Genomic DNA, 11,431 nt, shown 5'->3' with positions numbered 1-11,431 from the left:
ACCCGGTGCGAACTTCGCACGGAAAACCGCCAATGACGCCCGCTGCCCGAATCCAGTCGGCGATCGAGCTGCTCGACGCGATCATCGTCGCCGCGCGCGACGGCGGAGCGGCGGCCGATACGATCATCGCACGCTGGTTCGCCGGGCGGCGCTATGCCGGATCGAAGGATCGGCGCGCGATCCGCGAGCTGGTGTACGATGTCATCCGCCTGTGCGGCGAACGGCCCGAAACCGGACGCGCGGCGATGCTTGCGCTGGTTCGCGAGCGGCCCGAACTGGCGGAGGGATTCGACGGCTCGGGCTACGGCCCCGCGCAGATCGGCGAGGATGAGCCGGTGGCGAGCGCGGGTGTGGCGCCGAAATGGCTGATCGAATCGCTCGCGGCGTCGGGGCTGGACGACGCGCAACAGGCGGCACTGCTCGAACGTGCACCGCTCGACATCCGCGTCAACCGGCTGAAGGGGGAGCGCGAACATCTGATCCATGAGCTGCCCGATGCGCGGCCGCTTGAATTCGCGCCCGATGCGCTGCGGCTGCCGCCTGACACGCGCGTCGATCAAGCACCGCACTATCGCGACGGCTGGTTCGAGGTTCAGGACGCGGGCAGCCAGATCGTCTCGCTCGCCGCCGGAGCGGCGCCGGGGATGCAGGTGATTGATCTGTGCGCGGGGGGCGGCGGCAAGACGCTCGCGCTCGCCGCGGCGATGGGTAATCATGGCAATATCCTTGCCTGCGACGTCGATCGGGGGCGCCTGTCACGACTGACCCCGCGCGCCGAGCGGGCAGGGGTGAGCATCGCCGAGACGCGGCTGTTCGATCCCGGTCGCGAGCATGAGGCGCTCGACGGCTGGGCGGATCGCGCCGATCTCGTCCTGATCGACGCGCCGTGTTCGGGCACCGGCACCTGGCGGCGCAATCCCGAGGCACGCTGGCGGTTGACGCCGCAGCGGCTGGAAAAGCTGACGCAGACCCAGGCGCACTTGCTTTCGCTCGGGGCGGGGCTGGTGCGGCCGGGCGGAGCGCTCGTCTATATCGTCTGTTCGCTGCTCGATGCCGAGGGCGCCGATCAGATCGCGGCCTTTCATGCGGCGCATCCCGAATGGCGGATCGAGCGGCCGGGCCTGCCGATCGGCGATCCGCGCGGCGAAGGGGTGCGGCTGACACCATTGTCCCACTCGACCGACGGCTTTTTTGTCGCGATGATGCGCCGGCCATGATAGCGATACGTGCCACACCAGCGGAGATTTTGATGCGTTTCACGACGATTTCTGTCGCCATTGCCCTTGTCGCCCTGTCGGTATCGACATCGCTCTACGGCCAGCGCGCCGACGATCAGATCGATCCGCGTTCGATGACTCTGCTGCAGCAGGGCCGCGCGGCGCAGGCGGCGGGCGATCTTGGCGGAGCGATCGATTCGCTCGAAACCGCGCTTGTCGTCGATCCGCGCAATGCCGAGGCGTTCATCGTGCTGGGTGATATCGCCCGCGCGCGCAGCCTGCCGGGCAAGGCGATCCGCTATTATCGCGATGCGCTGACGCTCGATCCGAACGATACCGTCGCAATGCGCGGCGAAGGCGAGGCGCTGGTACAGAAGGGCGCGATCGACAAGGCGAACGAAGTGCTGGCCAATGTCCGCGAGATCTGCGGTAGCGGCTCCTGCCCCGAGGGCGACCGTCTGGCCGCCGCTATCGCCAAGGGACCGCCGCCCGCCGCCAATGCGACTGCCGCGAACGATGCGGCCACCCCGGAAGAGGCGCAGTAAGGGACACCGTCGTCAGTCGATAAACGCCGTTGGCCCTGAGCTTGCCGAAGGGCCGTTCTTGCTGTTTCGGCGGTGGTAAAGGGAAATACGGCGCTTCGACAAGCTCGGCGCGAACGGATCGGAAGCGGCGCGCTAGTCCGACAATATCCGGGCCAGCGCGACATATTCGGCGACGGTGACGGTTTCGGCGCGGCGGCTCGAATCGATGCCGGCCGCGTCCATCGCGGCGATCGCGGCGGGGACCGGTTTCAGGCTCTGGCGGAGCATCTTGCGCCGCTGGCCGAATGCGGCGGCGGTCAGCGCCTCAAGCCGGTCGAGGCGAATGCCCTGCGGCGCGGGCCGCGGCACGATATGGACTACCGCCGACATCACCTTGGGCGGCGGTGTGAAGGCGGAGCGGTGCACCGGCATCGCGATCTTCGCGGTGGCGCGCCACTGGGCGAGCACCGCCAGCCGGCCATAGGCGTCGCTGCCCGGAGCAGCGACGATCCGTTCGGCGACTTCGCGCTGGAACATGAGGCTCAGGCTCTGCCACCACGGCATCCACGCCGCCGAAAGCCAGCGCACCAGCAGTGCGGTGCCGACATTATAGGGGAGGTTGGCGACGATATGCGGCTTGCCGGTGAACAGCGACGGCGCGTCGATTTCCAGCGCGTCGCCCTCGATGACGGTCAGCTTGCCGGGCCAGGCTTCGGCAAGCTCGGCCAGCGGGGGCATGCAGCGCCGGTCGCGCTCGACCGCCGTCACCTGCGCTCCGGCCCGGAGCAGGGCGCGCGTGAGGCCGCCCGGACCGGGACCGACTTCGAACACTTCTGCGCCGGCGATATTGCCGGGCACGGTCGCGATCCGGTCGAGCAGCTTCTCGTCGAACAGGAAATTCTGGCCCAGCGCCTTGCTGGCGCTCAGCCCGTGCCGGCGGATGACCTCGCGCAGCGGCGGAAGGTCGCTCACGCCGCTCCCGCCGTGGTGTTCACATCGGTGCGGTGCTGGGCGGCACTGGCGGCCATGCGGATCGCCGCGATCATCGCGCCCGGCTCGGCCTGGTCAGTGCCGGCGATGTTGAAGGCCGTGCCGTGATCGGGCGAGGTGCGGACAATGGGAAGCCCCAGCGTGATGTTGACGCCCTCGTCGAAATGCAGCGTCTTGATCGGGACCAGCGCCTGATCGTGATAAAGGCACAGCGCGGCGTCATAGCCGGCCCGGGCGCGGGCATGGAACATGCCGTCGGCCGCAAAGGGGCCGACCGCGTCGATGCCTTCATCGCGGAGCTGTGCGATGGCGGGTTGGAGGATTTCGATTTCCTCGCGGCCGATCGCGCCGCCTTCGCCCGAATGCGGATTGAGCCCGGCAAAGGCAAGCCGCGGCCGCTCGATCCCGAAATTGCGATACAGGCCGCGTGCCGTGACCCGCGCCTTGGTCAGCACGAGGTCGATCGAGATCAGCTCGGGCACTTTGGCAAAGGCAACATGCACCGTCATCGGTACGACGCGCAGCGTCGGCCCGGCGAGCATCATCACGGCATTTTCGGTCGAAACGCCACAATTTTCGGCGACGAATTCAGTCTGCCCGGGGTGGACGAATCCGACATCGTAGAGCTGCGCCTTCGACACCGGGCCGGTCACCAGCGCCCCGGCGGCTCCCGATCGGGCGAGGCCGCAGGCGATTTCGAGCGTCTGCAGCGCGCATCGGGCACCCGCGACGCTCGGCTGGCCGGGCGTCACTTCTCCGGCGTCACAGATCGACAGGACCGGGAGCGCATCGGCGAAGTGCCCGGCGGCGTCGGCGGGATCGTCGATGCGGATCACAGGGCCGTCCCAGACACGCTGCACCGACCGAATATCGCCCACCGCGAAGAACGGCGCCAGCGAATGGAGCTGGCGCGCATTCCACGCCTTGGCGATGATTTCCGGGCCGACTCCGGCCGGATCGCCCATCGCCACTGCCAGCGGCCGGATCATTGCCAGCCGCTCCCGCTCAACGGTAATCGATCAGCGCGTCGCGCCGCAGGTCGCGCAGCATGCGCTGCGCCCGGAGCGACGTGCGTTCCTGCTCGATCCGGTCGCGGACCTGATCTTCCGAGGGGAGGATCGGTTCGCTCGGATCGTCGCGACCGCAAAGGACGAGAACGCTCACGCCGTCGTCGAGCGAGCCGAACGGCTGCGTGGAAGACCCCACCTGCATGTTGCCGACGATCTCGCGCAGCTGCGGCGGCAGTTCGCGAATCCGCATCGAATCATTGTCGACCACGCTGGCCCCGATCGCGTCGGCAGTGGCGGCAACATCGCCGCAGCCGCGCATTTCCTCTGTCGCCGCGGCGAAAGCGGCCACCTGCGAAGATGCTTGCGCTTCGGTGGTGCCGGCCGGGAAGCGGATCGTCATCTGGCGCAGGCTCAGCCGGGCGTCGGATGGGTCGGCGGTCAGCACCTTACGCTTGTCGACAAGGTAGAGCAGCGAATAGCCCGGTCCGACATCGATCGGGCCGGCGATCTGGCCGACCTGCATGTTCCGGGCGGCTTCGGCCAGCGGCTGCGGAACCATGCCGGCGCGCACCCAGCCCAGGTCGCCGCCGAGCGGCGCGGTCGTCGCTTCGGAATAGCGCTGGGCGAGCACTTCGAACGGGGTGCCGTTGCGCATCTGTTCGGCCATTTGCTGGAATGCGGCCGAAACCTGCCGTTCGCGCTCCGGCGTGTTGGAGGAGATGTAGATTTCCTTGAGGTGATATTCCTCGGTGCCGCGCGCATCCTCGAGTCGCTTCAGCCAGGCGGCGACTTCGTCGTCGCTGACGTTCACATGCACTTGCTGGCGGAGCAGCTGCTGCCATGCGATTTCGCCGTGGATCTGCCGCTTCACCGAAGCCGCCGACGAACCGATCGACGTCAGCCATGCGGTCATTTCCTCCGGCGTCCGATTGAAATTCCGCTGGGCATAGGCCGCGAAATACTGATCGATCTGGTCCGGGCCGATTTCGATCTTCGCCGCCTCGGCCGCCTGGATCTGCAGCGTTTCGTCGATCAGCTGACGCAGGATCTGGAGCCGCAGCTGGCGGCGATCATCGTCGCTCAGTTCGAAATTGTTGACGGTGGTGACGAAGGCGATGCGCTGATCGACATCGGTACCGGTGATCACCGTATCGTTGACGATCGCGGTGGGCTTGCGAACGTCGGGGTTTGCTTCGCCGAACAGCTGGATGTCCGACGGCAGGTCCAGCCCGCTGGTGGGCAAGGCAACGTCTTCGTCGGGAACGGTTTGTGCCGACGCAGCCGGCACAAGCGCAAACAGACCCAGGGCCAGCAAGGCCATGCGGCCCATTCGAGCCACCTTCGCAACGCGTTTCACGAGAACCAGAACCTCATCATCATCCGCAGAATGGGCGCCTTTAATGAGCAAATGTGCCTGAACCAAGGCTGAGCGGGCGGACCGCGTCCGCCGCAGTCCTGAATTCCGATTAGCCGCCAAGATTGGTGAATGCAAAGGTCAACAGATAGCTGTTTCCGCGCCGCGCGTCGCCAGTGGTCTGATAGTCGCGCTTCCAGGTGACGCCGAGCCGCAGGCAATTATCCTCATAGAGGAAGCCCAGACGGTGGCGCACCGGCTCGAACCCGTCGGAATTGGAGAGGAGATCCTCGTTCCGGTCGGTGAGGTCGACCAGGACCGATCCCGAAATTGACCAGAATCGCGAAACCTGCACACGGGCGCCGACCCGTGCTTCCTCGCGGTCCTGCAGATCCTCGAGCGCCGGGCCGATATCGCGGTTGAGCCGCAGATAGCCGAGCTGGACATAGGTGGCGCGCGAACCGACCGTGGCATCGACTTCGTTGCGGCGAAAGGCCAGATTGTCCTTGTCGATGCGGAAGCGGTGCGTGAACGAAATGAAGTCGCGATAGCGAACCACCGTCCGGCCGACGAAATCGGACACGCGATCGGTAAGGCCGGTGCCGTCGGGAAACAGCGTTTCGCGCGACGTCAGTCGATAGCTCTGACCGATATTGGCGTCGATAGAAAAGCCGGGAAGATAGAGCGCATATTCGACGCCCCAGGTGAAGCGCGTCGAATCCTCGAAGCGGTCATAGCCGGGGAAACGGTTGAGCGCGAAGAGGTTGGAATCCTCCAGATCGACAGCGCGGGCATCTTCGTTGGGAACCGCGAGATTCTTGATCTCAGGTGCCGCGACGACCTGAAAGCGGGGCGTGATCCGCTGCGTTCCCCCAAATGCCGGCCCGACCAGCGGCCAGCGCATGTCGAGCGCGACCGCGCCGACGGCCCGTGCCTGTACCCCCTCGGTCCCGCGATAGCTTTCCACGGTGGTCGCGATGGTATCGTTGGCGTTGTAGACGTCGCCGCGGCCATAGGCGGTGAGCGTGATTTCCTGGCCCCAGGAAGTCAGTCGCCGCAGATCCCAGCGTGCCGAAGCAAAGGCGCGCTGCGTATCCTGTCCGTCGGTGCGGGTCAGCGCGAGCGTGTTCACCCGCGCTTCGATCTTGCTGTCGAGCGGGGCGTCGAAACGATGGCGATAGTCGATCTCCGGGAAGGCGATCGGCTGCAGCCCCTGAAGTTCGCCCACGCGCAGGGTCTGCACGGCCCAGCCGTTGACGGCGAAGTAGCTAGACCGGTCGATGCGCTGGACGCGCAGATTGTTGCGCAGCCGATCGTCGCGCGAAATATCGTAGCGGCGGAGGAAGGTGCGGTCGGTGCTTAGCCGCACGGAGCTGCTTACCGACCAGTGCGGGTCGAGCTGAAAATTGCCGAGAATGTCCAGATAGCCGCGAAAGTCGTTGGTCGACGTGGCGGGAGTCAGCGGTACCGTAAGATCGTCGCTGCGCCGGCTGTAGGTTCCGTAGCCGGTGATGCGAAAACTGCCCAGTTCGTTCAACTCGCGATAGTCGGCGCGAAGCATCGGCGCGACGGTGGAGAAGACCGTGGGCGTAATGGTGAGATCGCGATCGGGCGCGAACGAGACGAAATAGGGCACCGACAGCTGCAGGCCGTTGGTGCGGTTATAGCTGATCTCGGGCGCAAGCAGGCCATCATCGCTGCGCCCGCCGACCGGGTGTGAGAATGCCGGAAGCGGCAGTGAAGCGATGCCGAATACTGAAACGCGGGCACCATGATAGCGGATGCGGCCGACATCGGGGTCATAGACCACGCGATCCGCAGTGATCTTCCACGACGGCTCCTTCGGACATCCTTCCGTATCGACCACGTCGCACGGCGTGTAGGCGGCGTTCTGAACCGTGATGATTCCGTCGGTTCGCTCGCCGCGCTGGGCGGCGATCCGGCCGCCGGCCTCGAGCACGACCAGCATGTTCTCTACAACGCCATCCTTCAGCGTGTCGGTGAGCTCGATCCTGTCGCCATAGGCGCGGTCGCCTTCGGCATTGACCACGACGATATTGCCCTCGGCGACGACTTCGCCGGTCTTGCGATTCCAGGTGACGCTGTCGGCGCGCAGGCGATCGCTCTGGCGGCGCAGGCGCACATCGCCGCTGGCTGTGACGATATCGGCTTCATAGTCGTAGGACAGCTCTTCCGCGCTGAACGCCAGTTCCTCGGCATCCTGCTGCGATGCGGGCTGCGCGGCGGGCGGCGGATCGACGGCCCGATCCTGCAGGTCCGGGCCTTGTGCGGGCTGGCGGTCGAAGGCAGGCGCGGGCGTTTCTATGCCGTCCGAATCCGCACGGCCTGCATCTTGCGCATGCGCGCCGCTCGCCAGACATAATGTCAGCGGAAGCGCACTCGATAGCAACAGTGCCTTGCGCGTCACGGAAACGCTTACCCCTTTGCAACTTGCGACGCGCGCGATGCACGCGAACCGGCCCTATCGCACCGGACGCCTCGTATCGCAACGCCCCGCCGACACGCTGGCGGAGCGTCCTGCCGCAGGTTAGGACGATGCGATGCAGGTCGACTTCTATCATCTAACGCGTTCGCCGATAGACCGGGTATTGCCGCAAATCGCCGGGCGCCTCCTTGCGCAGGATGCCCGGCTGCTGGTGGTGGCGAGCGACGAATCGACGCGAAACCGGCTCGACGCGAGCCTGTGGACCTGGTCGGCCGAGAGCTTCCTGCCGCACGGGCAGGCGGGGCGCGCGGATGATTCGCTCCAGCCAGTGCTGATCGCCGGCGATGTCACTTCCGCCAATGGCGCGCGGAACATTGCGATCGTCGATGGCGAATGGCGCGATGCGGCGCTTGGTTTCGATCGCGCCTTTCATTTCTTCTCGGAGGAAAGCATCGTCGCGGCGCGCGCCGCCTGGAAGGGGCTGGCCGGCCGCGATGGTGTTGAGCGGCGTTATTGGCGGCAGACCGAAAGCGGCTGGGAACAGGCGGCATAACGGCTTGCATCACGCATCCCCGAGGACTAGGGGGACGCGACTTTTCCACAATCCAATCACAGGAGCCGCACGGCCATGGCCGCGACCCGGACCTTTTCGATTATCAAGCCCGATGCAACCCGCCGCAATCTCACCGGCGCGGTCACCAAGATGCTGGAAGACGCTGGCTTGCGCGTTGTCGCTTCCAAGCGCATCCAGATGACCCGCGAGCAGGCAGAAGGCTTTTACGGCGTTCATCGCGAGCGTCCCTTCTTCGCCGATCTGGTCGCCTTCATGACCTCCGGCCCGGTGGTCGTGCAGGTGCTCGAGGGTGAAGACGCCGTTGCCCGCAACCGCGAAGTGATGGGCGCGACCAACCCCGAAAACGCCGCCGAAGGCACGATCCGCAAGACCTATGCGGAATCGATCGAAGCCAATTCGGTTCATGGTTCGGATTCGGCCGAGAACGCCAAGATCGAAATCGACTTTTTCTTCAAGCCCGAAGAAATCGTCGGCTGAGGCAATACGCCCTCCCGGGCGGGAGGGCGTTTGCTATCGAGGCAGGATGATGGTGGCGGTCAGTCCGCCGCCATCGCGATTTGCCAGCGTGATCTCGCCGCCGGCTTCACGGACGATCGCCCGCGCGAGTGCCAGGCCCAGCCCGATGCCGCCGGTTCCCCGGTTGCGCGAACTTTCGAGCCGCGTGAAGGGATCGAATACCTGTGCGATGCGATCGTCCGGTATACCCGGGCCGCGATCGGATACTTCGATGCGCACGCTGCGCGCTTCGGGCAGCAGCCGTACCTGCGCGCCATCGCCGTATTTTATGGCGTTCTCGATCAGGTTGCGAATCGCGCGCCGCATCAGCGATGGCCGCATCCGCATGGTCAGCCGCGCCGCTTCCTCGAACGTCACATCGGCGCCCAGATCCTGAAAATCATCGACGACTGCGTCGAGCAGAGCCGCCAGATCGACGTCGGTGGCGGGTTCACTGGGCCGACCGAGCCGGGCGAGCGACAATATGTCGTCGAGCGTCCGGTTCATCTCGTCGATCGTATCGGCCATCTTCGCGCGATCTTCCTCATCCTCGACCGATTCGATCCGTACCCGCAGCGCGGCCAACGGCGTGCGCAGGTCATGGCCGATCGCCCCGAGCATCTGATCCTTCTCGTCGATCATCGCGTTTACGCGCAGGCTGAGCGCATTGAATGCCGCAATCACTGCGCGCACATCGCTGGGGCCGTGCTCCTCGACCGGGTCGGCGGGCTCGCCGGGGCGGAAGTGTCGGGCCGCATGGGCCAGCGAATTGAGCGGCCTGGCGATTCGATGACCAGCCCAGAGCACTGGCAGCAGCACGACTGCGTACAGGATCAGCGTCTGGATCAGCAGCTGAAAGATCAGCCCGCGCTCGGTCCGCGGCCAGGGCGCGCGTAGTGTCAGCCAGCCCCGACCGGGAATTTCGACGGCGATCTGCAGTTCGCCGCCCATGCGCACGATCCGCTTTGCCCGTGTCGGGTTCATGTGGCGAAGCCGCGGGTCGTCCGGCGTAATGTCGCGCAAGCCTGTGACGATCCTGCCTGCCGGCACATCCGCATCGGCAAGCCCTCGGGCGATCGCCGTTTCGACGTCGCCGCGTCGGGGCAGTCCTGGATCGATCGGGTTGAGTGGGCGCAATTGCACGCGCGACCGGCCAACCCGGTCGAATCGGTCGCTTGAAACCCGTTCGGCGGCGTCGACGATGCGCGTCACCGACGGCAGGATGATTTCAGTAAAGCGAACCTGCTGGCGTTCGCGGTAGAGCAAGGTGAAATTGATTGCCTGCGCCAGGAACAGGGCGATAGCGACCAGCAGGGCGATTTGTCCCGGCAGGCTGCCGGGCAGGCGCCAGCGCCTCACAGCCGCGTCACCTCGGCGGCAAGCGTATAGCCACCGCCCCAGACGGTCTTGATGATTGCGGGGTTTTTCGGGTCGGCCTCGATCTTCTTGCGCAGCCGGCTCACCTGATTGTCGATCGCGCGATCGAACGCTGCTGCTTCGCGGCCCTTGGTAAGATCGAGCAGCTGGTCGCGCGTCAGCACCTGGCGCGGACGCGTCACCAGCGCGTGCAGCAGGTTATATTCGCCGGTCGAAAGCGGCACCGAAACACCTTCGCGATCGATCAGCGAACGTTCGTCGGTCTTCAGTACCCAGCCGGAAAAGCAGTAGCTTCCGGCCTCGGGCCCGTGCTGACGCGTGCCGCCGGCGGCAAGCCGGCGCAGCACGACCTTGATACGTGCAGTCAGCTCACGCGGGCTGAACGGTTTGACCACATAATCGTCGGCGCCCATCTCCAGTCCGACGATGCGATCGGTTTCCTCGCTTTTTGCCGTCAGCAGGATTACCGGCGTCTCGCTGGTCGCGCGAATATGGCGGCACAGGCTGAGCCCGTCCTCACCCGGCATCATGATGTCGAGGATGACGAGATCGATCGCATAGGCATTGAGCCGTGCACGCGCGCTTTCCGCATCGCCGGATTGGGTCACGCGAAATCCCTGCTTGGAGAGATATTGCGCAAGCGGTTCGCGGATCGAGCGCTCGTCGTCGACGAGGAGGAGGTGAGGCTGTTCGGACATGATCGGGCGTTAGCATATCCAAGTGGTGACGAAAGCGCCGGGTGGGCAGGGGGCGGCCCACCCGGCAACCCGCACCGGTTCGGTTCGGGGAGGGCGCGGTCTTATTCGGCTTCCGGTGCGCCGGCGGGCGGGCCCTGGCGATGGCGGCGCTCCATCATGCGTTCGCGCATCTTCTCGCGCATCGCCTGACGTTCCGCCCGGTCGATGCGGCCGTCGCTGTTCGCATCGACCATGTCGAAGCGCTTGAGCGCCATATCCGTGGCTTCGGCGAGGCTTACAATGCCGTCGCCATTGGCATCCATACGCGACATCATGCGGCCTTCGCCACCCGGGCCGTGCCGACCGTGATGGCCGCGCCGGGCATGCCTTCCGCGACCGGGCATGTCACCGTTTTCGGCGCGCTCGGCACGGCGCGCCTCGCGGCGGGCCTGGCGTTCCGCGCGCATTGCCTGGTGTGCGGCGACGCGTTCCTCGGCGCTGATCTGCCCGTCGCCGTCGGTGTCGACCCGTGCGAAGTGGCTTTCGACGCTCGCTACGATTTCTTCGCGAGTGACGACGCCGTCCTGGTTCGCATCGGCCATCATGCCCGGGCGGGGCGGCGGCGGGGCGGCATCCTGTGCGAAGGCGATGCCGGCGCTTGACAACATGGTCGCCGCGAGTGCGGATCCGATCAGGGATTTGGGAAAGGTCATCTTCTGCTCCTAATTTCGCGTGTCGACCGGAGCAGGGGGGGGCTCCGGCGACGG

At 65.9% G+C, this 11,431-nt stretch carries 11 protein-coding genes; 4 read left to right on the top strand and 7 right to left on the bottom strand.

The window, feature by feature from the left end:
* The first annotated feature begins 32 nt into the window (after window positions 1-32).
* Both G5C33_RS12765 and G5C33_RS12760 read left to right on the top strand, forming a co-directional pair.
* A complete protein-coding gene (locus tag G5C33_RS12765; RefSeq protein ID WP_165327566.1) occupies window positions 33-1,217 on the top strand; it encodes an RsmB/NOP family class I SAM-dependent RNA methyltransferase in 1,185 nt (394 codons plus the stop codon).
* A gap of 32 nt (window positions 1,218-1,249) precedes the next feature.
* Complete coding sequence (locus G5C33_RS12760; RefSeq protein ID WP_165327565.1) at window positions 1,250-1,762, top strand: tetratricopeptide repeat protein; 513 nt, start codon at window positions 1,250-1,252, stop codon at window positions 1,760-1,762.
* Window positions 1,763-1,894: 132 nt separating this feature from the next.
* On the opposite strand, the gene rsmA is transcribed toward G5C33_RS12760, so the two are convergent.
* The 4 genes from rsmA to G5C33_RS12740 all read right to left on the bottom strand — a co-directional run bounded on the left by rsmA (window position 1,895) and on the right by G5C33_RS12740 (window position 7,523).
* Window positions 1,895-2,713: a 16S rRNA (adenine(1518)-N(6)/adenine(1519)-N(6))-dimethyltransferase RsmA gene (gene rsmA / locus G5C33_RS12755; protein ID WP_165327564.1), complete on the bottom strand. Its 819-nt coding sequence runs from the start codon at window positions 2,711-2,713 to the stop codon at window positions 1,895-1,897.
* A complete protein-coding gene (gene pdxA, locus G5C33_RS12750; protein ID WP_165327563.1) occupies window positions 2,710-3,720 on the bottom strand; it encodes a 4-hydroxythreonine-4-phosphate dehydrogenase PdxA in 1,011 nt (336 codons plus the stop codon). Before pdxA ends, rsmA begins: the two co-directional genes overlap by 4 nt.
* Window positions 3,721-3,736: 16 nt before the next feature.
* Window positions 3,737-5,062, bottom strand: a complete 1,326-nt coding sequence (locus G5C33_RS12745) for a peptidylprolyl isomerase (protein WP_228275058.1) — start codon at window positions 5,060-5,062, stop codon at window positions 3,737-3,739.
* A 145-nt stretch (window positions 5,063-5,207) separates the two neighbouring features.
* The gene (locus G5C33_RS12740; RefSeq protein WP_407698048.1) at window positions 5,208-7,523 is read right to left on the bottom strand and encodes an LPS-assembly protein LptD; all 2,316 of its coding nucleotides are present in this window, start codon (window positions 7,521-7,523) and stop codon (window positions 5,208-5,210) included.
* Between the two features lie 133 nt (window positions 7,524-7,656).
* On the opposite strand from G5C33_RS12740, the gene G5C33_RS12735 reads away from it, so the two are divergent.
* Both G5C33_RS12735 and ndk read left to right on the top strand, forming a co-directional pair.
* Window positions 7,657-8,094, top strand: a complete 438-nt coding sequence (locus G5C33_RS12735) for a DNA polymerase III subunit chi (protein ID WP_165327561.1) — start codon at window positions 7,657-7,659, stop codon at window positions 8,092-8,094.
* 75 nt (window positions 8,095-8,169) lie between these two features.
* Window positions 8,170-8,592 carry a nucleoside-diphosphate kinase gene (gene ndk, locus G5C33_RS12730; RefSeq protein WP_165327560.1) on the top strand — a complete coding sequence of 141 codons (423 nt, stop codon included), beginning with the start codon at window positions 8,170-8,172 and terminating at the stop codon, window positions 8,590-8,592.
* A gap of 33 nt (window positions 8,593-8,625) precedes the next feature.
* Here ndk and G5C33_RS12725 read toward each other — a convergent pair whose 3' ends face one another.
* The 3 genes from G5C33_RS12725 to G5C33_RS12715 form a co-directional block, all read right to left on the bottom strand.
* Window positions 8,626-9,969 carry a sensor histidine kinase gene (locus tag G5C33_RS12725; RefSeq protein WP_165327559.1) on the bottom strand — a complete coding sequence of 448 codons (1,344 nt, stop codon included), beginning with the start codon at window positions 9,967-9,969 and terminating at the stop codon, window positions 8,626-8,628.
* The gene (locus G5C33_RS12720; RefSeq protein ID WP_165327558.1) at window positions 9,966-10,685 is read right to left on the bottom strand and encodes a response regulator; all 720 of its coding nucleotides are present in this window, start codon (window positions 10,683-10,685) and stop codon (window positions 9,966-9,968) included. Before G5C33_RS12720 ends, G5C33_RS12725 begins: the two co-directional genes overlap by 4 nt.
* A gap of 101 nt (window positions 10,686-10,786) precedes the next feature.
* Window positions 10,787-11,377 carry an EF-hand domain-containing protein gene (locus G5C33_RS12715; protein WP_165327557.1) on the bottom strand — a complete coding sequence of 197 codons (591 nt, stop codon included), beginning with the start codon at window positions 11,375-11,377 and terminating at the stop codon, window positions 10,787-10,789.
* Window positions 11,378-11,431: the final 54 nt, after the last annotated feature.

The sequence above is a fragment of the Sphingosinithalassobacter tenebrarum genome, from assembly GCF_011057975.1.
Classification (GTDB): Bacteria; Pseudomonadota; Alphaproteobacteria; order Sphingomonadales; family Sphingomonadaceae; genus Sphingomonas; species Sphingomonas tenebrarum.
The sequence above is the reverse complement of the archived record's forward strand: the minus strand, read 5'-3'. Positions and strand labels throughout refer to the sequence as shown.

Bases quoted from the DNA above. Each gene is read 5' to 3' on its own strand.
- G5C33_RS12735 (WP_165327561.1), top strand. From the start codon at position 7,657: ATGCAGGTCGACTTCTATCATCTAACGCGTTCGCCGATAGACCGGGTA.
- G5C33_RS12715 (WP_165327557.1), bottom strand. From the start codon at position 11,377: ATGACCTTTCCCAAATCCCTGATCGGATCCGCACTCGCGGCGACCATG.
- G5C33_RS12720 (WP_165327558.1), bottom strand. From the start codon at position 10,685: ATGTCCGAACAGCCTCACCTCCTCCTCGTCGACGACGAGCGCTCGATC.
- ndk (WP_165327560.1), top strand. From the start codon at position 8,170: ATGGCCGCGACCCGGACCTTTTCGATTATCAAGCCCGATGCAACCCGC.
- G5C33_RS12745 (WP_228275058.1), bottom strand. From the start codon at position 5,062: ATGGCCTTGCTGGCCCTGGGTCTGTTTGCGCTTGTGCCGGCTGCGTCG.
- pdxA (WP_165327563.1), bottom strand. From the start codon at position 3,720: ATGATCCGGCCGCTGGCAGTGGCGATGGGCGATCCGGCCGGAGTCGGC.
- G5C33_RS12760 (WP_165327565.1), top strand. From the start codon at position 1,250: ATGCGTTTCACGACGATTTCTGTCGCCATTGCCCTTGTCGCCCTGTCG.
- G5C33_RS12765 (WP_165327566.1), top strand. From the start codon at position 33: ATGACGCCCGCTGCCCGAATCCAGTCGGCGATCGAGCTGCTCGACGCG.